This window comes from Kitasatospora cinereorecta, from assembly GCF_024172095.1.
GTDB classification, from domain to species: domain Bacteria; phylum Actinomycetota; class Actinomycetes; order Streptomycetales; family Streptomycetaceae; genus Kitasatospora; species Kitasatospora cinereorecta.
Map to the genome: position 1 here is coordinate 378990 of NZ_JAMZDX010000005.1, position 25251 is coordinate 404240.

Genomic DNA, 25251 nt, shown 5'->3' on the forward strand with positions numbered 1-25251 from the left:
GAACGTTTGCGTAACAGTTCACTGGCATGCGCCGGAACCCGCCGGCCGCCCACCCACCCCGGACTGCCCGATGACACTGTCAACGCCCCAGGGCCCCACGGAAGTCGGCCCGGAATCCGCGGACTTGTCCCCCACCGAACTGGCTCTCGCCGCCCTCTGGCGGCGCCTGCTCGGCGTACCGCGCATCGCCCCCGGCGACGACTTCTTCGCCCTCGGCGGCGACTCCTTCCGCGCCACCCGGCTGGCCGCCCAGGTCGAGCGGACCTTCGGCGTCGAGGCCGGCGCCACCCTCGCCTTCGACCGCCCGGTCCTGCGCGGCCAGGCCGCCTGGATCGAGGCCCGTACCGCCGCTCCGGCGGACATGGACCGGCCGGCCGCCGCCACCGCGCCGGCCGGCGTTCCCCTGACCACCCAGCAGATCGAGTTCCTGGACTGGATGGCGGCCACCACGCCGCCGCGCGACCCGGGCGCCATCTGCACCGCGATCCGCATCCGCGAGCCCTTCGACCCCGAGGTGCTGCGCCGCGCCCTGGACGCGCTCACCGACCGCCACGCCCCGCTGCGGACCGTCCCCACCCGCGACGCGGACGGCCGGCTCACCGTCGCGACCGCCGACCGCCTGCCCGCCGACCTCGCCGTGGTCGACGCCCCGGGCGCCACCGCCGAGGAGCGCGAGCTCGCCGCCGTCGAGGCTGCCCGGGCCGAGCGCGGCCGGGTCGGCGACCTGGTCCGCGACCCGCTGGTCCGGGCGCTGGTGATCCGCCTCGCCGCGGACGACGCCGTATTGGTGCTCAGCGTCCACCATTTCGTCTTCGACGGCTGGTCGCTCGGTGTCCTGCTGCGCGAACTGGGCCTGCTGTACTCGGCGTTCCGTACCGGCGCCGGCTCGCCGCTGCGCCCGCTGCCGCTGGACCACGACGGCTACTGCGCCTGGACGGCCGAGCGGTGGCGGCGCAACCGGCCGTTCTGGACCGCCGAACTCGCCGGTGCGCCGCGCGCCCTGGAGCCCTTCCCCGGCCGCCGCCGCACCGACCGCTTCTCCCGCCGCCGCCACCCCTTCACGGTGGACGCCGCCCTGGCCGACCGGCTGCGCCTGCGGGCCCGGGCGCTCGGCGGTACCGGCTTCATGGCCGCGGCCGCCTGCTGGATCGGCGTGCTCGCCGACTGGAGCGGCCGCACCGACCTGGTGCTGATGTCCCCGGTGCCCGGGCGGACGGCCGCCGAGCACGACGCGCTGATCGGCTGCCTGGTGCAGTCGCTGCTGCTGCGGGTCGACGTCTCGGGCGAGCCGGGCTTCGCCGAGGTGCTGAAACGTTTCCGCACCACCGCGCTGGCCGCCGCCGACCACCAGTTCCACGCCTACCACGAGACCGCCCGGCAGGTGCCCCACCCGGCCCGCATCCACTACGAGGCCTGGGGCACCGGACCGTTCCTCCCGGGGCTGCGCTCCGAGCCGTTCCCGCTGCCCCGCGAGCAGGAGACGCTCGACTGGCCCACCCCCGGCGGCGAGGACGACCTCAGCACCCCCGAACTGATCGTCGAGGAGCAGCCGGACGGCTCGCTCGCCGCCGCCGTCGTCTACAACCACCACGCCTTCGACCCGCAGACCGCCGCCCGGCTGGCGGACGCGTTCCTGGCCCGGGTCGAGGCCGCCGCCACCGCGCAGGAGTAAGGCCGTGTCTGACCTCCCGTCCCCCCTCTCGCCCCACCAGGAACGCTTCTGGTTCCTGCAGCGCCTCGACCCCGCCGACGCCTCGTACAACATCTACTGGGTGCACCGCCTGCACGGCCCGCTCGACCCGGACGCGCTCGGCCGCGCCCTGGACGCCCTGGTCGCCCGGCACGAGGTGCTGCGCACCCGCTACCCCGAGCGGGACGGCGTCCCGGCCGCCGAGACCGCCCCGCCGGCGCCCGTCCCGGTGGAGCGCCTGGACGTCACCGCCGGCGGGATCGAGGCCGCCCACGCGCTGGTCCGCGCCCGGGTCGCCACCCCGTTCGACCTGGCCGCCGGCGCGCCGCTGCGGCTCTCCCTGCTGCGCCTGGGCGAGCGCGAGCACGTGCTCTGCCTGGTCCTGCACCACATCGCCGGCGACGGCTGGTCGATGCGGGTCCTCGGCGGCGAACTCAGCGCCCTCTACCAGGCGTTCGCCGAGGACAAGCCGTCCCCGCTGCCGCCGCTCGCGCTCACCCACGGCCAGTACGCCGCCGAGCTGGCGGCCGCGGCCGACGACGGCCGGGCCCTGGCGTACTGGACCGGGCACCTCGCCGGGGTGCCCGACCTGGAGCTGCCCACCGACCTGCCGCGCGCCGCCGTCCGGGCCACCACCGGCGGGATCCACCGCGCCGACGTCCCGGCCGAGCTGATGGCCGCCGCCGACCGGCTCGCCCGCGAACACCGCTCCACCGCCTTCATGGTGCTGCTCGCCGCCTACCAGGTGCTGCTGGCCCGGCACAGCGGCCAGCGCGACTTCTGCGTCGGCACCCCGGTGGCCGGCCGCACCAGGCTGGAGCACGAGGGGCTGGTCGGCTGCCTGGCCGGCACCGTCGCCCTGCGCGCCGACCTGTCCGGCGAGCCGACCTTCCACCAGCTCGTCGACCGGGTCAGGGCCGCCTCGCTCGGCGCGTTCGGCCACCAGCAGGTGCCGTTCGCCGAGCTGATGCGCGCCCTGGACGTGGCCCGCGACCGCTCGCGCACCCCGCTGTTCCAGACCATGTTCGCGCTCCAGCACGCCGAACCGGGCGGACTCGCCCTCGGCGGGGCCACCGGTGCCTTCCTCGACCTCGACCACGGCCAGGCCAAGTGCGACCTGGCCCTGGAGATCTGGCGCTCCGCGACCGGCACCGAGTGCCATCTCACCTACTCCGACGGCCTGTTCACCGCCGCCACCGCCGGACGGCTGACCGCCCGCTACCTCACCCTGCTGCGCTCCCTGCTCGACGCGCCCGACCGCCCGGTGCACACCGCCGAGCTGCTGCCCGAGGCCGAACGCGCCGAACTCGCCGCCCGGACCGCCGGCGGACCGCTGCCCGCCGCCGAACTGCCCACCGCCCTGGCCCGGTTCCTCGACCGGGCCCGCCGCACCCCCGACGCGACCGCCCTGCACGGGCCGGCCGGCGACCTGAGCTACACCGAACTCGCCGCGCAGAGCGCCCGGGTGGCCGACCGGCTGCGCGCCCGCGGCGTCGGCCCCGGCTCGGTGGTCGGCGTCTTCGTGGAGCGCTCCGCGGCCCTGCCCGCCGCGCTGCTCGGCGTCTGGCGCACCGGCGCCGCCTACCTGCCGCTCGACCCGCAGCACGCCGCCGCCCGCGGCTCGCTCGCCCTCGCCGACGCCGACGCCGCCTGCGTCCTGGTCACCGCCCGGACCGCCGACCGGCTGCCCGCCGACACCCCGGTCCCCGTGGTGCACCTGCCCGAGCCCGACGAGAGCGTGCCCGCCCCCGGCCGACCGGACCACCTGCCGGGGCCCGAGGACCCCGCCTACGTGATCTACACCTCCGGCTCCACCGGCCGGCCCAAGGGTGTCGCGGTCGGCCACGGCGCGCTCGCCGCCTTCCTGGACGCCACCGCCGCCCGGGTCGGCGGCGCCGGACCGGACGCCTGCTGGCTCCAGCTCACCTCGATCTCCTTCGACATCTCCGGCCTGGAGATCCACCTGCCGCTCAGCACCGGCGGCCGCCTGGTCGTGCCCACCGAGGAGGACGTCACCGGCGACGGCCGCGCCGTGGTGCACCTCGCCGCCGACCGGCGCGTCACCCACCTCCAGGCCACCCCGTCCGGCTGGCAACTGCTGCTCGCCGCCGGCTTCACCGGCCCGCAGGTCACCGCGCTGGCCGGCGGCGAGGCGCTGCCCCTGCCGCTCGCCGCGGAGCTGCGCCGGCGCAGCGGCCGCCTGTTCAACATGTACGGCCCGACCGAGACCACCATCTGGTCCGCCTGCTGGGAGGTGCCCGAGGAGCCGGCCGCCGTGTCGCTCGGCGCCCCGATCCCCGGCACCGACCTGCGGGTGCTGGACGCCGACGGCGGGCTCTGCCCGGTCGGCGTGCCCGGCGAACTGCACATCGGCGGCGCCGGCCTCGCCCTCGGCTACCTCGGCCGCCCCGACCTGACCGCCGAACGCTTCACCACCGGCGCCGACGGCGTCCGCCGCTACCGCACCGGCGACCTGGTCCGCCACCGCGAGGACGGCGGCCTGGAGTTCCTCGGCCGCCTCGACCACCAGGTCAAGGTCCGCGGCCACCGGGTCGAACTCGGCGAACTGGAGGCCCTGCTGCTCGCCGCCCCCGGCGTGCGCCAGTCCGCCGCCGCCCTGCACGGCGACACCCTGGTCGGCTACGTCACCGGCACCGCCGACCCGGCCGAGCTGCGGGCCCGCCTGGCTGCCGCCCTGCCCGGCTACGCGGTGCCCGCCGCGGTCCTGGTCCTGGACGCGCTGCCCACCACCCCCAACGGCAAGCTCGACCGCAGGGCCCTGCCCGCGCCGCCGCGCCGCGGCGACGCCCCCGCCGCCGAGGGACACGCCTATACCGGCCGCTCCGCCGAACTCCACCGGATCTGGTGCGAGGTGCTCGGCGTGGACGCCGTCGGCCCCGACGAGGACCTGTTCGACCTCGGCGGCCACTCCCTGGTCATCGCCCGGATCGCCGCCCGCGTCCGCGACCGCCTCGGCACCGACCTGCCGCTGGACGCCTTCTTCGACACCCCGACCATCCGCGGCCTCGGCGCCCTGCTGGAGGTGGCGCCGTGAGACCCGCCGACCACTCCCCCGACGGACCCGCCGAGCCGCTCGTCTTCGAACTCACCCCCGCCCAGCAGCGCCTGTGGTTCCTGCACCGGCTCGACCCGGCCGACGTCTCGTACCACATGTTCTTCACCGTACGGCTGCGCGGCCCGCTCGACACCGCCGCCCTGCGGGCCGCCCTCGACCGGCTGACCGAGCGCCACCAGCCGCTGCGCACCCGCTACACCGAGCGCCGGGGCGTCCCGGTCGGTGTCGTCGGTTTGGCCGGTCTCCCGCTCGACGTACGCGAGTTGAGCGGCGAGGACGATCCGGAGGAGGCCGCCCGTGCGGCGGTCCGCGACCTGCTGGAGCGACCCTTCGACCTCGGCGCGGGCGTACCGCTGCGGGCCGCGCTGCTGCGGCTCGGCCCCGAGGAGCACGTGCTCGCCCTGGTGCTGCACCACCTGGGCGGCGACGGCTGGTCCTGGGACCTGTTCTCCGCCGAACTCCCCGCCCTCTACTCCGCGTTCCGGGCCGGCAGGCCCGACCCGCTGGCGCCGCTGCCGCTGGAGTTCTCCGCGTACGCGGACCGGGCCCGGGAGCGCGCCGGGGCCGACCGCGCGTACTGGACCGAGCGGCTGGCGGGCGCGCGGGCACTGGACCTCGGGCCCGCCGTGCGGACCGCGGACCGGATGGCCTCGGCGGGCGCGTTCCACCCGGTGCCGCTGGAGCCCGGGCTCGCCGAGCGGCTGCGCCGCCTGGCCAGGGCCGAGCGGTCCACCGTCTTCCTGGTCCTGCTGACCGCCTTCCAGACCCTGCTGGCCCGCCACTGCGGCCACCCGGACGTGTGCGTCGGCACACCGGTGGCCGGCCGGGACCAGGTCGACCTGGAGCCGCTGTTCGGCTACCTCAGCAGCACCGTGGTGCTGCGGGCCGACCTGGCCGGCGGCCCGAGCTTCCGGGACGCGCTCCGCAGCTCCCGGCGGACCTTCTTCGAGGCGTACGCCCACCCCGAGGTCCCGTTCGAGGAGCTCTCCACCGGTCCGGGCGGGCCGTTCCAGGCCCTCTTCGTGCTCAACGCGGTGGGCGGCCCGAGCGGCAGCGGCTTCGACGGGCTGGGCTGCGAGCTGTTCCCGTCCGGCCTGAGCACCGTCAAGGCGCCCGTCACGCTGGACGCCTGGGACGACCCGAACGCACCCGACGGCGGCCTGCGCCTGCTGCTGGGCCACCGGCTGGACACCCTCGACGAGGCCGCCGGCGCCGCGCTGGCCGACCGCTTCGGCGTGCTGCTCGCGGCCGCCGTCGCCGAACCGCACCTGCCGGTCGACCGCCTTCCGCTGGTCGGCGCCGCCGAGCGGGAGCGGCTGATCGCCGCCGGGCGCGGCCCGCGCCCCGCCGGGCCCGCGCGCGACGTGCTCGCGCTGATCGGCGAGCAGGCCGCCCGGACGCCCGATGCCCCCGCCCTCGTCGACCGCGGGCGCACCGTGTCGTACCGCGACCTGGTCGAGCGGGTCTCGGCGGCGGCCGACCGGCTGCGGGCGCACGGCGTCGGCCCGGACACCGTGGTCGCGGTCCGCCGGGAACGCTCCGCCGACCTGGTCACCGACCTGCTGGCGGTCCTCACCGCGGGCGGCGCCTACACCCACCTCGACCCCGCCGACCCGCCCGAGCGCCACCACCGCCTCCTCGCCACGTCCGGCGCCGCCCTCGTCCTCGCCGACGGCACCCCCGAGCCCGTGCCCGTCCCGGGCCGCGTACACCACACCGGCAACCCGGGCCCGGACCCCGCCGATCTCGCCTACGTCTGCCACACCTCCGGCTCCACCGGCGAGCCCAAGGCCGTGATGGTGACCCGGGGCGGCCTGGCCGCGCGGGTGCGGTGGATGGCCGACCGGTACGGCCTCGGCCCCGGCGACCGGGTGCTGCAGTTCGCGTCGGCGTCGTTCGACACCCACGCCGAGGAGATCTTCCCGACCCTGGCCGCCGGCGCCGCGCTGGTGCTGCTGCCCGGCGGCGGCGAGCTGCTGCCGGACTTCCTCCGCACCCCGGAGGGCGCCGCGCTGACCGTCCTCGACCTGCCCACCGGCTACTGGCACGCGCTCGTGGCCGAGCCCGGCACCGCCTGGCCGCCCGCCCTGCGGCTGCTGATCCTCGGCGGCGAGCAGGCCCGCGGCCCGGCGGTCGCCGCCTGGCTGCGCGCGGTCGGACCGCGGGTGCGGCTGGTCAACACGTACGGGCCGACCGAGGCGACCGTGATCGCCACCGCCACCGCTGCCGAGCCGGATCCCGGCGCAGACGACGGCGCAAACGACGGCGCGGACGACGGCGCGGACGACCCGCCGATCGGGCGCCCGCTCCCGGACACCGACGCCCATGTGCTCGATCCGCACCTGGCGCCGGTGCCCAGCGGCGTCCCCGGCGAGCTGTACCTCGGCGGCGCGGGCCTGGCCCGCGGTTACCGGGGTGCGCCGGGACGCACCGCCGAACGCTTCGTCCCGGACCCGTTCGGCCCGCCAGGCGCCCGGCTGTACGCCACCGGCGACCGGGTCCGCCGGGACGCCGAGGGGCAGCTGCACTTCCTCGGCCGGGTCGACGGCCAGCTGAAGCTGCGCGGCTACCGGATCGAACCGGCCGAGGTGGAACGCGAGTTGCTCCGCGAACCGGAGGTCGCCGCGGCGGCCGTCGCCGCCCACGACCAGGCCCTGGTCGGCTACCTGGTGCCCGCCGCCGACGCCCCGCCGCCGGACCCGGCCGCGCTGCGCTCCCGGCTGCTGGCCCGGCTGCCCGAACGCCTGGTGCCGAGCCGCTTCGTCCTGCTCGACCGGCTGCCGCTGACCACCGGCGGCAAGGTCGACCGCGCCGCCCTGCCGCCGCCCCCGCCCGCCGAGGACACCGCCGGCGCCGCCGGCCCGGAGCCCCGGGACGACGCCGAGTGGCTGGTCGCCGACGTCTGGTCCGAGGTCCTCGGCCGGACGGCGATCGGCGCCCTGGACGACTTCTTCGCCCTCGGCGGCCACTCCCTGCACGCCCTGCGGGTCGCCGCCCTGCTCGGCGAGGCGGTCGGCCTCCAGGTGCCGGTACGCCTGCTGTTCGAGCACCCGGTGCTGGCCCGGCTCGCCGCCGAGGTGCGCGCACTGGTGCTCGCCGACATCGAGCAGCTGACCGATCGTGAGGCCGCCGCGGCGGTCGAAAGGACCACGCCCCGATGACTGACCAGCTCTCGCCCGACCGGCAGGCGCTGCTCGCCCAGCGGCTGCGGCGCCCCGGCGCCGCCGACCGCCCGGGCGCCGCCCCGGCCCGCCCGCCGATCCCCCACCGCACCGAGACCGACCCGCCGCTCTCCTACCCGCAGGAGCGGCTGTGGTTCATGGAGCAGTACGCGCCGGGCACCGCCGCGTACACCATTCCGCTGGTCCGCCGGCTGCGCGGCCCGCTGGACCCGGAGGCGGTGCGCGGCGCGCTCCGCGTCCTGACCGACCGCCACGAGGCGCTGCGCACCTCCTTCCCCGCCACCGCGGACGGCCGCCCGGTGGCCGTGGTCGCCGCCTCCGTAGAGCCGGTGCTGCGCGTCGCCGAGGCCGCCGACGAGCCGGCCGCCCGCGCGCTGGTCGAGGCCGAGCTGGCGGCGCCGGTGGACCCGGCCGTCCCCCCGCTGCTGCGCGCCCTGCTGGTGCGGCTGTCGGCCGAGGAGCACGTACTGGTGCTGGCGGTGCACCACCTGGCGTGCGACGGCTGGTCGGCCGAGCTGCTGCTCGGCGAGCTGGTCGAGCTGGCCGGCGGCGGCGCCGCGCGGCCCGAACCGGCGGTCCGCTACGGCGACTTCGCGGCCTGGCAGCGCTCCGGCCGGGACGCGGCCGCGGACCAGCGGGACCTCGGGTACTGGCTGCCCCGGCTCGCCGGGGTGCCCGCGCTGGAGCTGCCGCCGGACCGGCCCCGGCCGGCCCGGCAGACGTTCGCCGGGGCCGCCCACGCCTTCCCGCTCGGCGCGTCGAGCAGCGCCCGGGTGTCGGCCTTCGCCCGCGAGCACGCGGCGACCCCGTACATGGTGCTGCTGGCCGCCTTCCAGCTGCTGCTGGCCCGGGTGTCCGGGCAGCGCGACTTCGCCGTGGGCACCCCGGTCGCGGGTCGTTCGCGCCCGGAACTCGACGACGTGGTCGGCGTGTTCGTCAACACGCTGGCGATGCGCGCCGACCTGGCGGGCGAGCCGGGGTTCGCGGAGCTGCTGGCGGCCGTCCGCGGCCACGCGCTGGACGCGTTCGGCCACCAGGAGCTGCCGTTCGAGCAGGTGGTGACCGCGCTCGACCCGGTGCGCGATGTGAGCCGGCCGGCGGTGTTCCAGGTCCTGTTCGCGCTGCAGAACTACGCCCCGGCCCGGACGGCCGCCGACGCCGACGGCAGCCCCGGCCCGGACGCGGTCGCGGTCGCGGTCGAGCCGTTCCCGGTGGAGACCTGGGCGACCCGCTTCGACCTGGAGCTGTACGTGGTCGAGGGCGCGGACGGCTTCCAGGCCCAGTTCGTCTACAACCCCGACCTGTTCCTGCCCGCCACCGTCGAACGGCTGGGGAGGCTGTTCACCCGCCTGCTGGACGCCGCGCTGGCCGACCCGGCCACCCCGGTGTTCCGGCTGCCGCTCCTGGACGCCGACGGGGAGCGCGCCGCCCTGGCCGCGAGCCGCGGCGAGGTGCGCGAGCTGCCGGCCGGGCAGACCCTGCACGGCCTGGTCGCGGCCGCTCTCGCCGAGCTGCCGGACCGGATCGCCGTCACCGCCGAGGAGGGCACCCTCACCCGGGCTGCCCTGAACGCCCGGGCCAACCGGATCGCCCACACCCTGCGCGCCCGCGGCGTCGGCCCCGGGCAGCTGGTGGCGGTGTGCGCCGAACGTTCGCTCGACCTGGTGGCGGCGCTGCTGGGCGTGCTCAAGTCCGGCGCCGCCTACCTGCCGCTCGACCCCGAGTACCCGCGCGAGCGGCTGGAGTTCATGCTCGCCGACGCGCAGGCCCCGGTCCTGCTGACGCAGCGCCGCCTCGCCGGGCAGGTGCCGCCGGCCGCCACCGTCCTGCACCTCGACGACCCGGCCGTCTGGGCCGGGGCGCCCGACCACGACCCGGCCCCGTCGGCGGGCCCGCCGGACCCGGCGTACGCCATCTACACCTCCGGCTCCACCGGCCGCCCCAAGGGGGTGCTGGTCCCGCACCGGGCGATCGTCAACCGGCTCGACTGGATGCAGCGCGCGTACGGGCTCGGCCCCGAGGACGCGGTGCTGCAGAAGACCCCGGCCTCCTTCGACGTCTCGGTGTGGGAGTTCTTCTGGCCGCTGCTGGCCGGTGCCCGGCTGGTGCTGGCCCGCCCGGGCGGCCACAAGGACGCCGGGTACCTGCGCGAGGTGATCGCCGCCGAGTCGGTCACCACCGCCCACTTCGTGCCCGCCATGCTGGGCGCGTTCCTGGCCGAACCCGACCTGGAGGCCTGCCGCTCGCTGCGCCGGGTGATCTGCAGCGGCGAGGAGCTGCCACCGGGCCTTGCCGCCCGGTTGCACGAGCGGCTGGCGGTCGAGGTGCACAACCTGTACGGCCCGACCGAGGCCGCCGTGGACGTCACCGCCTGGCCCTGCCCCCCCGAGGAGTGCGACGGCGCCCGGCTGCCGATCGGCCGCCCGATCCAGGGCCTGGCCCTGTACGTCCTGGACGCGCACGACCGGCTCCAACCCGACGGTGTCGCCGGCCAGTTGTTCATCGCCGGGGTGGGACTGGCGGACGGCTACCTGAACCGGCCCGGTCTGACCGCCGAGCGCTTTTGCCCCGACCCGTACGGCCCGCCCGGCTCCCGGATGTACGCCACCGGCGACCTGGCGCTGCGCCGCCCCGACGGCGCGCTGGACTTCCTCGGCCGGATCGACCGCCAGGTCAAGCTGCGCGGACTGCGGATCGAACCCGGCGAGATCGAGGCGGCGCTCACCGCCCTGCCCGGCGTCCGGGAGGCCGTGGTGGTGGTCCGCGAGGACCGCCCCGGCGACCACCGGCTGGTCGGCTACCTCACCGGCGAGCCGCCCGAGCCCGCCGAGCTGCGCACCGCCCTCAAGCGGACCCTGCCCGACCTCCTGGTCCCGGCCGCCTATGTGACCCTGGACGCGCTGCCGCTCACCCCCAGCGGCAAGCTCGACCGGGCCGCACTGCCCGCCCCGGTGCGCGCCGCGGCCTCCACCGAGGCGCCCACCACCGCGGCCCAGTGCGCGGTCGCCGAGGTCTGGCGCGAGGTCCTCGACCTGGACGGCCCGATCGGCCTGGACGACGACTTCTTCGACCTCGGCGGCCACTCGCTGCTCGCCACCCAGGTGGTCGCCCGGCTGCGCACCGCCCTGGATGCGGGCGTCAGCGTGATGGACCTGTTCAAGCACCCGACCGTCCGCGAACTCGCCGCGCTGGCCGAGACCCCCGAGGACGAGCGCGGCCCGCGCGAACTCCTCCACGAGCTCACCCGCGGCCGCACCGGCCCCCCGGACCTCACCCTGGTCTGCGTCCCGTACGGCGGCGGCAGCGCGGTGGTCTACCAGCCGCTGGCCGACGCCCTGCCCGCCGGGCACCGGCTGCTGTCGGTCTCCATCCCCGGCCACGACCTGGGCCTGGACGAGGACCGCATCCCGTTCGAGGAGCTGATCGAGCGCTGCGCCGAGGAGATCCTGGAGCGCACCGAGGGCCCGCTGGCCCTGTACGGCCACTGCGGCGTCGGCAGCGCCCTCACCGTCGAGCTGGCCCGACGGCTGGAGGCGGCCGGACGCCCGCTGGAGGCCGTCTACATCGGCGCCATCTTCCCCTTCGCCCGCCCGCGCGGCCGCGCCCTGAACCTGCTCTCCCGGCTCGCCCGGCGCGAGGCGCTCACCGGCGACCGGGTGTACGAGAACTGGCTGCGCGGCCTGGGCCTGGAGATGGCCGAGCTGGACCAGGAGCAGGCGTACCGGATCATCCGCAACATGCGCCAGGACAGCGAGGCCGCCGAGCAGCGCTTCACCGCGATGCTGGAGCAGGGCGTGGCCCCGATCTCCGCGCCGGTGATCGCCGTGGTCGGCGACCGCGACCCGGCCACCGAGTTCGCCCGGGAGCGGTTCCGCGAGTGGCACTTCCTCAGCCCGCACGCCGCCCTGGTGGTGCTGGACGAGGCCGGGCACTTCTTCCTCAAGTACCGGGCCGAGGAGTTGGCGCAGATCGTCACCGGCGTCCACCCGGCGCTGGCCGACGACAGCGCGGACACGCTGCCCGCCCCGCGCTCCGGCCACCCCTGGTGGCTCGGCGGCCGCTCCCGCGGCGACGGCGGCGACCCCGAGGTGCAGCCCAGCATGCGCCGCTTCCTCGCGGTCGCCTCCGGACAGCTGCTGTCCATCACCGGGTCGGCGCTGACCGAGTTCGCCGTCCCGATCTGGATCTACCTGCAGACCGGTTCGCTCGCCCGCTTCGCACTGTTCACCGTCCTCGGCCTGGTCCCCGGCCTGCTGATCGCCCCGCTGGCCGGCGCGATCGTCGACCGGACCGACCGCCGGAAGGTGATGCTGGCCGCCGACGCCGCCGCCGGCGGGGTGCAGCTGGCCTTCGCCCTGCTGCTGTGGAGCGGCGGACTGAGCGTCCCGTACATCTACGCCTTCGTCATGGTGCTCTCGGTGGCGCTCACCTTCCAACGGCTGGCGTACGGCTCGGCCGTGCCGCAGCTGGTGCCCAAGCACTACCTCGGGCACGCCAACGGCGTGCTGCAGATGATCGGCGGCGGCGCGCAGGTGCTGGCCCCGCTGCTGGCCACCGCGCTGCTGGCCGCCGTCGGCCTCGGCGGCATCCTCGCCCTGGACGTGGCGAGCTACGTGCTGGCCGTCGCGGTGACCGCGGCGGTGCGCTTCCCGGGCACCCTGGCCTGGCGGCGCCGGGAGTCGCTCGGGGCCGAGATCCGCGCCGGACTGGCCCACTCCTGGGGCAGCCGGGGCCTGCGCGCGATGCTGCTGTACTTCGCGGTGCTCAACGTCTTCCTCGCCCCGCTGTTCATCCTGCTCACCCCGCTGACGCTGTCCTTCGGGCGACTGGCCGACGCCGGGAAGGTCTCCTTCTGCGCCGGGCTCGGCGCGGTCGCGGGCGGCCTCGTGATGGGCCTGTGGGGCGGCCCGCGGCAGCGCCGGATGCGCGGGATGCTGCTCGCCACGCTCGCGCTGGCCGGCTGCTGCGTGCTGCCCGGACTGAGCCCGCAGCTGTGGGTGGTCGGCGCCGGGGCGTTCGCGATGAGCCTGGCGCTGAACGTGCTGAACGGGATCTACTTCACCACCGTCCAGGTCAAGGTCGCCCAGCGCTTCCACGGCCGGGTGTTCGCCCTGAACACGGTGATCTCCTGGTCCACCCTGCCGCTCGGCTTCGGCCTGGTCGCCCCGCTCGGCAGCCGGCTGTTCGAGCCGCTGCTGGCCGCGCACGGCCCGCTCGCCTCCACCGTCGGCCGGGTCCTGGGCACCGGCCCGGGCCGCGGCACCGCCCTGCTCTACCTGGTGTTCGCCGCGGCGATGGCGGTGATCGTACTGGTCGCCCGGCGGATCCCCACCCTGCGCGACTTCGACACCGCCGTCCCGGACGCGCCGCCGGACGACCTGCTCGGCCTGGAGATCCTCCAGGCCCGCCGAGCCGCCGCGCAGTCCACCACCGTCACCGCGCCCACCATCACCGCGCCCACCACCATCGCCACCGAGAAGGAGCTGCAGCACCGATGAGCACCGACACCCGCTACCTGGTCGTGGTCAACGACGAGGGCCAGTACTCGATCTGGGCCGAGGGCGGCGAGCCGCCCGCCGGCTGGGCCCCGGACGGCTTCACCGGCCCGCGGGACGCCTGCCTCGCCCACATCGACGAGGTGTGGACCGACATGCGCCCCCGCAGCGCCCGGGGCTGACCCCGGTTCAGGCCACGCCGAGCCGCAGCACCGTGGTCGAGCGGAACTCCTCCCCCGGCCGCAGCACGGTCGAGGGGTAGGCCGGCCGGTGCGGCGAGTCGGGGTGGTGCTGGGTCTCCAGCGCCACCCCGGCGTACGGCCCGTACGGCACCCCGGCCGCGCCGGTCACCGTGCCGGTGAAGCCGTTGGCCGTGTACACCTGGATGCCCGGCTGGGTGGTCAGCACCTCCAGCGTCCGGCCGCTCACCGGGTCCTCCAGCAGCGCCGCCCGGGCCGGGCTGCCGTCGGCCGGGCGCTCGCGCAGCACCCAGTTGTGGTCGAAGCCGTTGGCCAGGCGCAGCTGCGGGTGGTCCTCGTGGATCGTCTTGCCGATCGGGCGGGCCGTCGTGAAGTCGAACGGCGTGCCGGCCACCGGCTCGATCGGCCCGAGCGGGATCTGCCGCTCGTCCACCGGGGTGTAGGCGTCGGCGTCCAGGGTCAGCAGGTGGCCGAGGACGTCGCCGCTGCCCTCGCCGGACAGGTGGAAGTAGGCGTGGTTGGTCAGGTTGACCACGGTCGGCCTGGTGGTGACCGCCCGGTAGTCGATGGTCAGCCCGTCCGGGGCGAGGGTGTAGGTGACGTCGACGTCCATGGCGCCGGGGAAGCCCTGGTCGCCGTCCGGGCTGTGCAGCGTCATCCGGACGCCGCCGGGCACCTGCTCGGCCGCCCAGAGGCGGTCGGCGAAGCCGTCGGGGCCGCCGTGCAGGGTGACGCCGTTGCCGGTCGGCGCCAGGTCGTGGTCCTCGCCGTCCAGGGTGATCCGGCTGTCGGCGATCCGGTTGGCGTAGCGGCCCGCGATGATGCCGTAGTGCCTGGCCGGGCCGCGCAGCGTGTCGATGTCCTCGGTGGAGAGCAGGATCTGCGCCGGGCGGCCGTCCCGGTCCGGTGCGGTGAGGGTGTGCAGCGCCGCGCCGAGCGTGATCACGGTCGCGGTCAGCGGGCCGCTGCGCAGCGTCCACCGTTCGATCTCCGCGCCCGCGCCGCTCGGGTCGAAGGGTGCCCGCTGAACCTCGGTGGGCTCTGCCGACGTCATGGCTCCTCCTGGACACCTGTGCGGATCTGGTCGATCTTGTCGCATCGTGGGGTCAGCGTAGCCCGTCCGGGCGGCCCTGCGGTGGCGCTGTGCCCCCGCGTGCCCCGGTCGCTCCCGCCGGCGCCGTCACCCGCGCCGGGCGCGCCGCGACGCGCCCGGCGGTCCGTCAGTTCTCGGGCTCGGCCCCGGGCTCGGCCTTGGGCTCCGGCAGCCCGAGCGCGGCGGCCAGGCCCTCCGGCCCGGTGCCGGCCTTGCGGTGGACGGCGGCCAGCCGGCGGTGGACCATGCTCAGCGGCAGGTCGAGGTGGTCGGCGATCCGCTGCGGCGGTACGCCCTGGACGGCCAGCTCGGCCACCGCCCACTCGGGCTGGCTGAGCGCGTCCTTGGAGACCGTCCGCAGCCGGTTGGGCCGCAGGCCGGAGACGGCCAGCTCGGTGCGGGCCCGGGCGACCAGGCCGTCGGCGCCGCAGTGCTGGGCCAGCTCCATGCCCTGGTAGAGGTACTCGGCCGCGTCCGCCAGCCGGCCGCCGCGGCGCAGGGCGGCGCCCAGGTCGACCAGCGCGTGGGCGTGCTCGTACCCGGCCGGGGACTGGCCGAGGTGGTTGACCGCGTCCAGCAGCAGCTCGACGGCGCGCGGCCCGTCGCTGACCGTGGCCTCCATCCGCAGCGCGGTGCCGACGGCGGACGGGGAGCCGAACATCCGGGCGCGGTCGACCGCCTCCTTGGCGAGCCGGCGGGCCCGCGCCGGGTCGTCCGGCGCGAGCGCCTCGGCGAGGTGGCCGGCCCACGGCGCCCACACGGTGTTGTGCCAGCCGCGCGCGTTCAGCGCCGCGCCGACCTCGCTGAAGACGGCGACGGCACCGGCCCGGTCGCCGCGGGCGAGCAGCAGCTTGCCGTAGAGCGTGGGCGCGTCGGGCAGCACCATGACGGTGGGGTGGTACGGCGGCGCGAAGCCGTACTTCTGGGCCAGCTCCCAGGCGTCGTCGACCCGGCCGCGGGCCAGCAGGGTGTCGCAGAGGACGCCGACGATGTCCCACTCCAGCGTGATGCCACGGCCGATCCGCTCGGAGAGCCGCAGGCCCCGCCGGAGGAAGTCCTCGGCCTCCAGCAGGAAGCCGCGGCGGAACCGCACCAGGCCCATCAGGAAGTACGCGAAGCCGCGGTGCGCGCCGGACCAGCCGGCCTTCTCGAACTCGACGATGGCGTCGGAGAACAGCCGCTCGGCGCGGGCCAGTTCGTCGGTGTACGCGAAGGTCAGGCCGATCAGCGCGGGCAGCTCGAAGCCCCAGGTGAGGCCGGTCCAGCCGAGTCCGGCGGGCAGCCTGCCGCGGTCGAGGGCGGCGTCGGCCTCCTCGATCGCCTCGGCGGCGGACACGCCGCGCAGCGTCAGGTCCCAGGCCCGCAGGGCGTGGACCGCGTGCGCCGCGTCCTTGGTCGCCCCGGAGGTCGGCAGGTGCTCGGCGAGGCTGCGCAGCCGGCGGGAGCGGCCCGGACCGTCCGCCTCGTCGCGGGCCAGGGTCTGGTACATGAAGGTGGCGATCTGCAGGCGGATCCGGTCGGGACCCGGCTCGGTCCGCTCGGCCTCCTCGGCGCACAGTTCGGCGGCGGCCGCCAGGTCGCTGCTGTGGGCGAGCACCTCGGCGAGCCGGAAGACGGCGTCCACCCGCAGGTCGGGGCTGAGGCCGTACTCGTCGTCCAGCGCGAGGCGCAGCTGGTTGATGGTGGCCATCGGGTCGGTGAGCAGCGCCGAGCAGCCCAGTTCGTACAGCACCTCCGCGCGCATCTCCTCGCTCGGCGGCTCGGACAGGGCGCGCTTGAGGCAGCGCTGGGCGGCCTCCGGGGCGCCGATCCGCAGGTGCTGGTCGGCGGCCCGGCGCAGCTTGCGGACCAGCAGGTCGTCGCCCTCGGGGATGGTCTCCAGCAGGTGCCGGGAGGAGGCGATCAGGCCGCCGCCGGAGTCCTCGATGGCGCTGGCGGCGATGCCGTGCATGGCGGTCTTGGTGGCGGCCGGGATGCTCTGGTAGATCGAGGTGCCGATCAGCGGGTGGACGAACTCCAGCCGCCCGTTGGGCAGGGTGGTGAGCACCCGGTGCTTGACCAGCGCCCGGATCGACTCGGCGGACTGCTTCGGGCCCTGGGTGGAGATGGTGGCGGCCAGCTCCTCCTTGATGTCGGTGCCCAGCAGCGCGGCCGCCCAGGCGTACTGGAGGGTGACCCGGCCGAGCTTCTCCAGCCAGTACTGCAGGGTCTGCCCCTTGGCCGCCGCCGCCAGGTCGCGCAGGCGCGGGGTGGACTCCTCCACCGGATCGATGCCCTGGTCGCGCACCTCGCGCAGCAGCGCGACGGTGTCATACGGGGTGCCCGCGGTGACCGCCCAGACCTGGCGGCAGAACGCGTCGTCCGCGTCGTCGCCGAACTGGTGGCGGACCAGCTCGGCCACCGAGTCCGGGCTGAGGGTGTGCAGCTCGTGGTGGCGCGAGGCCATCTGCTCGATCTGCCGCACCAGCCCGTCGGCCTCCTCGGCGAACTCGTTCCGGTACGCCAGCACCACCAGGACCGGCAGCTCGCGGGAGCGCACGGCGAAGGAGGCGAGCCAGGTCAGTGACTCCCAGTCGGCCCAGTGCAGGTCGTCGATGACGATGACCAGCGGCGCACGCCGGGGTGCGAGTTGGGTGAGCACGTAGTCCAGGCCGTCGCGCACGCCCTGCGGGTCGATCCGCTCCACCTCGCCGGACGGCGGGGTCAGCCCGACGGCCGGGCCGACGATGCCGTACCAGTTGCCGAAGACCTCGTCGCGCTCGGTCTCGGAGAGCTTGCTCAGCACCGGCATCAGCAGTTGGCGCAGCACGCGGAACGGCTCGGCGCGCTGGCGCTCGCCGCCGCGGGCGAAGAGCACCGTGCAGGACTCCTGCTGGTCGGCCAGGTCGCGGACCTGGTCCAGCACCGAGGTCTTGCCCATGCCGGCCGAGCCCGAGTAGAGCAGCAGCTCGCCGGTGGCCACGGTGCCCAGCGACCGGGCGCGGGCCAGCCGGGAGAGCGCCGTCCGCGCGGACTGGATCTCCGACTCGCGTTCGTGGAGCCGTCCGGTCACCCCCGGGCCGCCCGTCCACCCGCCGCCCTGTCCGTGCTCTTCTGCGGCCACCACTGCGCCCTCCACCTCGCCGTTCGTGCTCCCGGGACCGACCTTAGCGCCGTGTGCGTCCCGATGAGGGAGGTTCTCGCAGGCCGCGACGGGGAGGAGGGTTGAGGGCGGACGGCTCGGGCAAATGCCCTGGTACCACTGCCACCTGATGGGGTGATCGGATAATCTGCGGTCGATATCGCAGAGTTGATCTTTGGTCGGTGGTCAGACGCCACACGCCGGCCGAGCCGCACACACAGCACGTCTCGGGAGTCCGATGTCCGACCTCACCTCGCTCGAGGTTCCGTTCCCGCTCCACCGCAACCCGCACTACGAACAGGCCGACGAGCAGCACCGACGATGGCTCGAGCGCTTCCCCGAACTCGCCGCGGTAGCCGCCGAGTCGATCTACACCCGCTGGGACGTGGCCGACCTCGCAGCAGTTGCCTACCCGTTCTGCTCGGCCGCAAGCCTCACGCTCGCCACCGACATGCTCGGCTTCTACCTGCTGTTCGACGACACCTTCGACGGCGAACTGGGCCGCCGCCCCGCCGAGGTGGCCCGGATCTGCGACCGGCTCACCTCGCTGGTGTACGACCCCGACCCCAACCGCGCCCGGACCGAGGTCGAGCACGCCTTCCTCGACCTCTGGGCCCGCTCCACCGAGAACATGCCCCGCCGCTGGCTCGCCCGCGCCGCCTACAACTGGGAGCGGTACTACGCCAGCCACCCCGCCGAGGCCGCCGGCCGCATCGCGCGGCGGCTCCCCGACCGGGAGAGCTACTTCGTGGTGCGCCGCGGGACCGCGGCCATGGAGACCGTGTTCGACATGATCGAGCGCCTCGACCACATCGAGGTACCGCAGGCCGCACTGCACCACCCCGTGCTCCGCCGGCTCCGGCAGATCGGCGCGGACGTGCCCTCCCTCAGCAACGACGTCTACTCGTACCCGCTGGAGGCCCCGCGCGGCGACGTGTACAACCTCGTCATGATCGCCCAGCGCGAGCAGGGCTGCTCCACCGACGAAGCCTTCGAGTTCGTCCTCGCCGAGGCCCAGCGGATGATCGACCAGTTCGCCGAACTGACCGAGCAACTGCCCGACGCCTATGAGCAGTTGGGTCTCAGTCAGGCCGAACTCGAGCCGACCAGGCGCTACGTCGACGGTCTCACCGCCTGGCTGGTCGGCTACCTCGACTGGGAGGAGCGTACGGGGCGATACGCCGCACCGCAACCGACCCCGCACGCACCGTAGCGATCGCCCCGCGGCCGGGCTAGGGTCGGCGGCGGGGGCGGCAGCGCCCCCGCCGAGCACCTGTCCCAGCCCTGCCCGCGCCGCGAGGAGACAGTCGTGACGGTCTATCAACCCCCAGGACGGCCCGGTTCGGTCGTCGAGTACCGCTCCCGCTACGAGCACTGGATCGGCGGTGCCTGGACACCGCCGGTCCGGGGCCGCTACTTCGAGAACCCGACCCCGGTCACCGGCGAGGTCTTCTGCGAGATCGCCCGCGGCACCGCCGAGGACATCGAGGCCGCGCTGGACGCCGCCGAGGCCGCCGCCCCCGCCTGGGGCCGCACCTCCCCCGCCGAGCGGGCGCAGACCCTGCTGCGGATCGCCGACCGGATCGAAAGCCACCTGGAGGCCCTCGCGGTCGCCGAGAGCTGGGACAACGGCAAACCGGTCCGCGAGGCGCTGGTCGCCGACCTGCCGCTCGCCGTGGACCACCTGCGCTACTTCGCCGGCGCCCTGCGCGCCCAGGAGGGCGGCCTCTCCCAGCTCGACGAGGACACCGTCGCCTACCACTTCCACGAGCCGCTCGGCGTGGTCGGCCAGATCATCCCGTGGAACTTCCCGCTGCTGATGGCGGTGTGGAAGCTCGCCCCGGCCCTGGCCGCCGGCAACGCGGTGGTGCTCAAGCCCGCCGAGCAGACCCCCGCCTCGATCATGCTGCTGATGGAGCTGATCGCCGACCTGCTGCCGCCCGGCGTGGTCAACGTGGTCAACGGCTACGGCCTGGAGGCCGGCCGGCCGCTCGCCTCCAGCCCCCGGATCCGCAAGATCGCCTTCACCGGCGAGACCACCACCGGCCGGCTGATCATGCAGTACGCCGGCGCCAACCTCATCCCGGTCTCACTGGAACTCGGCGGCAAGAGCCCGAACCTGTTCTTCGCCGACGTCGCCGCCGAACGGGACGCCTTCTACGACAAGGCGCTCGAGGGCTTCACCATGTTCGCCCTCAACCAGGGCGAGGTGTGCACCTGCCCCAGCCGGGCACTGATCGACACCGCCATCTACGACACCTTCCTCGCCGACGGCCTGGACCGGGTCCGCGCGATCCGTCAGGGCAACCCGCTGGACACTGACACCATGGTCGGCGCCCAGGCCTCCCGCGAGCAGCTGGAGAAGATCCTCTCCTACCTGGAGATCGGCCAGGCGGAGGGCGCCAAGGTCCTGGTCGGCGGCGAACGCCTCGACCTCGGCGGCGAGTTGAGCGGCGGCTACTACGTCGCCCCGACCGTCTTCGAGGGCGACAACCGGATGCGGATCTTCCAGGAGGAGATCTTCGGCCCGGTGGTCGCGGTCACCCGCTTCGACGGCTTCGACGACGCGGTGGACATCGCCAACGACACCGCGTACGGCCTCGGCGCGGGCGTGTGGACCCGCGACGGCGCCACCGCCTACCGGGCCGGTCGCGCCATCCAGGCCGGCCGGGTCTGGACCAACGCCTACCACCTCTACCCCGCCCACGCGGCCTTCGGCGGCTACAAGAACTCCGGCATCGGCCGGGAGAACCACAAGGCCCTGCTGGAGCACTACCAGCAGACCAAGAACCTGCTGGTCAGCTACTCGCCGCAGGCGCTCGGGCTGTTCTAGTCGACCCGCGGGGCGCCGGCCGTCACGGTCGGCGCCCCGCCGTCCGCGAGCCCGCCCGGCCCGAGCCGGTCCGGCGACGCCGCCGCGCCCAGCGGGGCGAGCCGCACCTCGACGTCCTCGCGGCCGCACCCGGCGCCGCCGACCAGCAGGCCGCGGACCAGCGGAGCGCCCGACGGGCGCACCACCCGGACCGGCCGGATCCGCGTGCCCGCCGGCAGCGGCGTCCGCGCCGGCCCGGCCGGCCCGGCCGTCCCGGCGGACAGCCTCGGCCCGGCCGCTCCCGTCGCCCGCAGTGGTCGGTACGCCATGGCTCACCTTCCCGCCGCGACCCGCGCCTCGGCGGCGCGCACGGCCTCCTCGATGTTCTCCGGCGGGATCCGGACGCCCGAGGCGATCCGTCCGCCCACCGCGCGCAGCGCCTGCGCCGCCTCCTCGGCCCAGACGTGCTCGATCAGCACGATCACCGCCACCGTGCCCGGCTGCAGCAGCTCGGCGGCCTCCTGGGCGTCCTCCGGGCCGATCAGCGGCAGGGCCTGCCCGCCGCTGCCGGCCAGCCCCTGGAGGTGCTCGAAGTCGGCCAGCTCCCCGTACGTCGCCTCGCCGTCGCCGTGCCGGGTGACGACGAGCGAGTCGATCACCCGGATGTCGCCGGCCGTACGCAGCTTGGCCAGTGCGGCGGCGGCCTCGGCGGTGACGGTCTCCTGCGGGAACGCCAGGACGAGCAGTTCGGCCGGCCCCATCCGGGACTCCCTTCCGTTGGCGGGCACCCCGACGGGCGGGCTCCCCGACAGCCGGGCCTTCGTTCGGATCCAAACACACGCCCCGCCGCGACGGCGGGCAACGCGCCGGGCCCGCCGAACGGGCGGCGGACCGCTGGCGGGGCCGGGCCGGGCGTGGTCTCTGGGAAGCACGGCCGTCCGAGGCCGTGGACGAGTGGACAAGGAGTACCGCCATGACGATCGCCGTGGACAAGCTGTCCGATCCCGCCGTGCGCCGACTGCTGAGCGCGGTCAACGCGGGCGACCGGAACGCCTTCTTCGCGTCGCTGACCGACGACGCGACGATGTCCGACGACGGGTCGGACCGCGATCTGGCCCAGTGGGTGGACCGGGAGATCTTCTCCTCGCACGGGCACATCGACGTCCAGACCGAGAAGAGCGGCGGACGTGCGCTGGTCGCCAACTACCGCAACGACGCCTGGGGCGAGATGCGCACCGCCTGGCGGTTCACGGTGGCTCCGGACGGCCGGGTCAGCCGCTTCGAGACCGGCCAGGCCTGACCCGCCGCGCGCGGCCGGTGGGCGCCTGATCGCCCCACCGGCCGTGTGTCGCCCCACCGGCCGTTTGTCTCGCCACCGGCCGTCCGTCGGCGCCCGGCGGGAACGCCGTCAGCGGTCCAGGCAGGCCTTGACGGCGGCGATCAGGCCGCGGGAGCGGATGTCGCCGGTGACGCCGGGCTGCATGCCGTTGGTGACGTAGCCGAACCCGATGCCCAGCTCCGGGTCGGCGAAGCCGAGCGAGCCGCCGCGGCCGGGGTGGCCGAAGCTCGCCGGCGAGGCCATCGGCGAGGTGGGGCCGTGCCGGAAGAACCCGTGGCCGAAGGTGGTGTTGACGATCAGGATCCGGTCCGGGCCCTGCACCGCCGGCCCCATCGCCTCGGCGAGGGTCCGGGCCTCGAAGAGGGCGGGCAGCCGCTCGCCCGGGGCGCCGCCGTGCCGGTCGGCCGCGCCGATCAGCGCGGCAAAGAACCGGGCCACCGAGCGGGCGGTACCGATGCCGCCCGCGCCGGGCACCTCGGCGGCCTGCACCGCCGGGTCGTTGAGGTCCACGCTGGTGCGGACGGCGGCGAAGGCCCGCGCGGTGAGCGAGGCCGGGTCGCGGTAGGCGTCGACCACGTTCTGCTTGGGCCGGACCCGCATGCCGTTCGGGCCCACCTTGGCCGCGTCCGGCGCGGGCAGGTCCACCAGCCGGCCGACCCGCGCGCCCGCACCGGCCGGCAGGCCGATCCACAGGTCGAGGCCGAGCGGCCGGGCGAACTCCTCGGCGACGTACTGCCCGATCGAGCGCCCGGCGGCCCGCCGGACCACCTCGCCGACCAGCCAGCCGAAGGTCAGCGGGTGGTAGCCGTGGGCGGTGCCGGGCTCCCAGGCGGGGGCCTGGGCGGCGACGGCGGCCGCGGCCGGCTCCCACGCGAGGACGTCCTCGATCCGCAGCGGTACGTCGAGCACCGGCAGGCCGGCCTGGTGGGAGAGCAGCCAGCGGACCGGGATCCGCTCCTTGCCGGCCGCCTTGAACTCGGGCCAGTACGCGGCGACCGGCGCGTCCAGGTCGAGGTGGCCGCGCTGGGTGAGGTGGAGGGCGGCGGCCGCGGAGACGCCCTTGGTGACCGACCGGAGCACCTGCGCGGTGTCGGCCGTCCACGGGACGGCCGGGGCGGGCCGTGCGCCGACCTCGGCCCGGGCGTCGCCGCCCCACAGGTCGACCACCTTGCGGCCGTCCACGTAGAGGCTGAACGCGGCGCCGAGCTCGCCGTAGTCACGGAAGTTCCGCGCGAACGCCTCCCGCACCGGCTCGAAGCCGCTCGCCGTCTCGCCCCAGATCTCCACCGTCACCGCTTGCCGCCTTCTCCCACGTCCGTGCCGTTTCGAACGATAGTCGGACGATCAACTCCCGGCCGCACGGGTGGCCGAGTGGGCGAAGGCATGGCCGGACGTGCCTTAGCGTGGGACGCCATGACGAACCCCGTGGAAGAACTGTTGGACGTGGTCGACGCGCAGGACCGGGTGATCGGCACCGCGACCCGCCCCGAGGTGTACCGGGACGGCCTGATCCACCGCTGCGTGTTCATCCTGGTCCGCGACCCGCAGGGCCGGATCTTCACCCACCGGCGCAGCGACACCAAGCTGTTCGCCCCCAGCGCCTACGACTGCTTCGTCGGCGGCGTGGTGGCCTCCGGCGAGAGCTACGCCGAGGCCGCCGTCCGGGAGGCCGAGGAGGAGCTGGGGGTCTCCGGGATCGAGCCGAAGCCCCTGTTCAAGTTCCTGTTCTCGGACGGCGACCGGCTCACCTGGTTCTGCGACATGTACGAGGCGGTCTGGGACGGCCCGGTCTCCCCGCAGGTGGAGGAGGTCGGCTGGCACGACTGGCTGACCGAGGAGGAGCTCGCCGGGCGGATGGGCGAGTGGCACTTCGTCCCGGACGGCCTCGAGGCGTGGCAGCGCTACCGGGCGTTCCGGTCGGCCTGAGCCTGCGCCGCGTTCTCGGCCCGGTGGTCCCAGTCCGGGTGCTCGCGGGCGACCCACAGCGGATCGACGCTGCCCGTCCGCATCCCGCGCCGGGCCTCCGGGTCGCGCGCGGCCAGGTACAGGTGCCCGCCGACCACCACCGCGACGGCCACCGCCAGCCAGTCGTGCACGAAGGTGGCGCCGGTGCGCCAGACCAGCGGCGCCAGGTGGGTGAACCACATCAGCAACCCGGTGCCCAGCATCACCAGCACCGCGCCGGCGATCCACGCCGCGTACAGCTTCTGCCCGGCGTTGAACTTCCCGGCCGGCCGCCGGTACGAGCGGCGCAGCACGGCTCGCAGCCAGACCCGGTCGCGCGGGGTGAAGCGGTTGAGCCGGCCGAGGTCGGCCCGCAGCGCCCGGGAGGCGAGGCCGAGCAGCAGCGGGACCGGCAGCAGCAGGCCGCACCACTCGTGCACCACGGCGACCGGCCGGCGGCGGCCGACCAGCTGGGAGATCGGCGGGTAGTACAGCGCCAGCGCGGTGACCAGGCAGACCACCATCAGGACGGCGGTCGCCCGGTGCACCCACCGTTCGGCGCGGGCGAACCGCGGGATCCGTTCCTCAGCCGGTGGGCGCATCGTCGCGTCCGTTCGACCGGCCGACCCAGGCGTCGACGTCATAGCCGTAGTGCTCCCAGTAGCCGCGTTGCACGGAGGGGGTCAGGGTGACGGTGTCGAGCCACTTGGCCGACTTGTAGAAGTACATCGGCGCCACGTACAGCCGCACCGGGCCGCCGTGCTCGTGGCTGACCGGCCGGTCCTCCATCCGCAGCGCGACCAGGACGTCGTCGCGGCGGGCCTGGTCCAGGGTGAGGCTCTCGCTGTAGCTGCCGTCGAAGCAGCCGAACCGGACCGCCGTCGCCGCCGGCTGCACCCCGGCCGCGTCCAGCAGCGCCGAGAGCCGCACGCCCTCGAACGGCACGCCCGCCACCCGCCACCCGGTCACGCACTGCACGTCGTGGACGATCCGGGTCTGCTCCATCGCCTGGAGGTCCGCCAGCCGGAAGGTGACCGCCCGGTCGACCAGGCCGTTCACGGTCAGTGTGTAGTCCTCGGGACCGCGCTCCGGCACCGAGCCGACCACCGAGTAGTAGCGGAAGCCGCCCCCGCCGGGCAGCAGGTCGCTCAGCCCGGTCGGGTCCTTGCTGGTCACGCTGTCGACCGCACGTTGCAGGTACGGCCCGGCCGCCACGGCGGCGGCGCCCAGGCCCAGCATGCCCAGCACCACCCGGCGGCCGACCGGGGTTCCCGAGTTTTCGCTCACCCCTCGATTCGA

The 25251-nt window shown here is 75.5% G+C and carries 16 protein-coding genes; 9 read left to right on the forward strand and 7 right to left on the reverse strand.

Features of this window, described 5'->3' with window-relative positions; translation table 11 throughout:
- Nucleotides 1-124 precede the first annotated feature (124 nt).
- Genes FHR36_RS27325 through FHR36_RS27345 form a run of 5 tightly spaced genes read left to right on the forward strand, consistent with a single transcriptional unit; the run spans nt 125 to nt 13625 of the window.
- Nucleotides 125-1672 (forward strand): condensation domain-containing protein, encoded by a 1548-nt coding sequence (locus FHR36_RS27325; RefSeq protein WP_253801294.1) that lies wholly within the window; start codon nt 125-127, stop codon nt 1670-1672.
- Between the two features lie 4 nt (nt 1673-1676).
- Nucleotides 1677-4745 (forward strand): amino acid adenylation domain-containing protein, encoded by a 3069-nt coding sequence (locus tag FHR36_RS27330; protein WP_253801295.1) that lies wholly within the window; start codon nt 1677-1679, stop codon nt 4743-4745.
- A complete protein-coding gene (locus FHR36_RS27335) occupies nt 4742-7927 on the forward strand; it encodes an amino acid adenylation domain-containing protein (protein ID WP_253801296.1) in 3186 nt (1061 codons plus the stop codon). The genes FHR36_RS27330 and FHR36_RS27335 overlap by 4 nt, the downstream gene beginning before the upstream one ends.
- A complete protein-coding gene (locus FHR36_RS27340) occupies nt 7924-13446 on the forward strand; it encodes a non-ribosomal peptide synthetase/MFS transporter (protein WP_253801297.1) in 5523 nt (1840 codons plus the stop codon). The genes FHR36_RS27335 and FHR36_RS27340 overlap by 4 nt, the downstream gene beginning before the upstream one ends.
- Nucleotides 13443-13625 (forward strand): MbtH family protein, encoded by a 183-nt coding sequence (locus FHR36_RS27345; protein WP_253801299.1) that lies wholly within the window; start codon nt 13443-13445, stop codon nt 13623-13625. The genes FHR36_RS27340 and FHR36_RS27345 overlap by 4 nt, the downstream gene beginning before the upstream one ends.
- A gap of 7 nt (nt 13626-13632) precedes the next feature.
- Here FHR36_RS27345 and FHR36_RS27350 read toward each other — a convergent pair whose 3' ends face one another.
- Both FHR36_RS27350 and FHR36_RS27355 read right to left on the reverse strand, forming a co-directional pair.
- Nucleotides 13633-14697, reverse strand: coding sequence for an aldose epimerase family protein (locus tag FHR36_RS27350; protein ID WP_253801302.1), 1065 nt, complete (start codon nt 14695-14697; stop codon nt 13633-13635).
- Nucleotides 14698-14863: 166 nt separating this feature from the next.
- Nucleotides 14864-17839, reverse strand: coding sequence for an ATP-binding protein (locus FHR36_RS27355; RefSeq protein ID WP_253801304.1), 2976 nt, complete (start codon nt 17837-17839; stop codon nt 14864-14866).
- A gap of 256 nt (nt 17840-18095) precedes the next feature.
- Here FHR36_RS27355 and FHR36_RS27360 point away from each other — a divergent pair, with 256 nt between their 5' ends.
- Complete coding sequence (locus tag FHR36_RS27360) at nt 18096-19070, forward strand: terpene synthase family protein (RefSeq protein WP_253801307.1); 975 nt, start codon at nt 18096-18098, stop codon at nt 19068-19070.
- 96 nt (nt 19071-19166) lie between these two features.
- On the forward strand, nt 19167-20690 hold the full coding sequence (gene exaC / locus FHR36_RS27365; RefSeq protein ID WP_253801309.1) for an acetaldehyde dehydrogenase ExaC: 1524 nt from the start codon (nt 19167-19169) through the stop codon (nt 20688-20690).
- On the opposite strand, the gene FHR36_RS27370 is transcribed toward exaC, so the two are convergent.
- On the reverse strand, nt 20687-20998 hold the full coding sequence (locus FHR36_RS27370) for a hypothetical protein (RefSeq protein WP_253801312.1): 312 nt from the start codon (nt 20996-20998) through the stop codon (nt 20687-20689). The genes exaC and FHR36_RS27370 overlap by 4 nt on opposite strands.
- A 3-nt stretch (nt 20999-21001) precedes the next feature.
- Entirely contained in the window at nt 21002-21430 is a 429-nt protein-coding gene (locus FHR36_RS27375) for a DUF6325 family protein (RefSeq protein ID WP_253801315.1), read from the reverse strand.
- Between the two features lie 212 nt (nt 21431-21642).
- Between FHR36_RS27375 and FHR36_RS27380 the strand changes: the two genes are divergently transcribed.
- Entirely contained in the window at nt 21643-21969 is a 327-nt protein-coding gene (locus tag FHR36_RS27380; protein ID WP_253801318.1) for a nuclear transport factor 2 family protein, read from the forward strand.
- Nucleotides 21970-22077: 108 nt separating this feature from the next.
- Here the strand turns inward: FHR36_RS27380 and FHR36_RS27385 are convergent, their stop codons facing one another.
- Entirely contained in the window at nt 22078-23301 is a 1224-nt protein-coding gene (locus FHR36_RS27385) for a serine hydrolase domain-containing protein (protein WP_253801320.1), read from the reverse strand.
- A gap of 120 nt (nt 23302-23421) precedes the next feature.
- Here FHR36_RS27385 and FHR36_RS27390 point away from each other — a divergent pair, with 120 nt between their 5' ends.
- A complete protein-coding gene (locus FHR36_RS27390) occupies nt 23422-23934 on the forward strand; it encodes an NUDIX hydrolase (protein WP_253801323.1) in 513 nt (170 codons plus the stop codon).
- Here FHR36_RS27390 and FHR36_RS27395 read toward each other — a convergent pair.
- Together FHR36_RS27395 and FHR36_RS27400 are read right to left on the reverse strand one after the other, a co-directional pair.
- Nucleotides 23910-24554, reverse strand: coding sequence for a cytochrome b/b6 domain-containing protein (locus tag FHR36_RS27395; RefSeq protein ID WP_253801325.1), 645 nt, complete (start codon nt 24552-24554; stop codon nt 23910-23912). The two genes, FHR36_RS27390 and FHR36_RS27395, sit on opposite strands and share 25 nt — an antisense overlap.
- The gene (locus tag FHR36_RS27400) at nt 24538-25191 is read right to left on the reverse strand and encodes a molybdopterin-dependent oxidoreductase (RefSeq protein ID WP_253801938.1); all 654 of its coding nucleotides are present in this window, start codon (nt 25189-25191) and stop codon (nt 24538-24540) included. Before FHR36_RS27400 ends, FHR36_RS27395 begins: the two co-directional genes overlap by 17 nt.
- Nucleotides 25192-25251 lie beyond the last annotated feature (60 nt).

Excerpts from the sequence above, each read along its gene's own strand:
- FHR36_RS27340 (WP_253801297.1), top strand. The coding sequence starts at position 7,924 with ATGACTGACCAGCTCTCGCCCGACCGGCAGGCGCTGCTCGCCCAGCGG.
- FHR36_RS27345 (WP_253801299.1), top strand. The coding sequence starts at position 13,443 with ATGAGCACCGACACCCGCTACCTGGTCGTGGTCAACGACGAGGGCCAG.
- FHR36_RS27350 (WP_253801302.1), bottom strand. The coding sequence starts at position 14,697 with ATGACGTCGGCAGAGCCCACCGAGGTTCAGCGGGCACCCTTCGACCCG.
- FHR36_RS27360 (WP_253801307.1), top strand. The coding sequence starts at position 18,096 with ATGTCCGACCTCACCTCGCTCGAGGTTCCGTTCCCGCTCCACCGCAAC.
- FHR36_RS27370 (WP_253801312.1), bottom strand. The coding sequence starts at position 20,998 with ATGGCGTACCGACCACTGCGGGCGACGGGAGCGGCCGGGCCGAGGCTG.
- FHR36_RS27375 (WP_253801315.1), bottom strand. The coding sequence starts at position 21,430 with ATGGGGCCGGCCGAACTGCTCGTCCTGGCGTTCCCGCAGGAGACCGTC.
- FHR36_RS27380 (WP_253801318.1), top strand. The coding sequence starts at position 21,643 with ATGACGATCGCCGTGGACAAGCTGTCCGATCCCGCCGTGCGCCGACTG.
- FHR36_RS27390 (WP_253801323.1), top strand. The coding sequence starts at position 23,422 with ATGACGAACCCCGTGGAAGAACTGTTGGACGTGGTCGACGCGCAGGAC.
- FHR36_RS27395 (WP_253801325.1), bottom strand. The coding sequence starts at position 24,554 with ATGCGCCCACCGGCTGAGGAACGGATCCCGCGGTTCGCCCGCGCCGAA.
- FHR36_RS27400 (WP_253801938.1), bottom strand. The coding sequence starts at position 25,191 with ATGCTGGGCCTGGGCGCCGCCGCCGTGGCGGCCGGGCCGTACCTGCAA.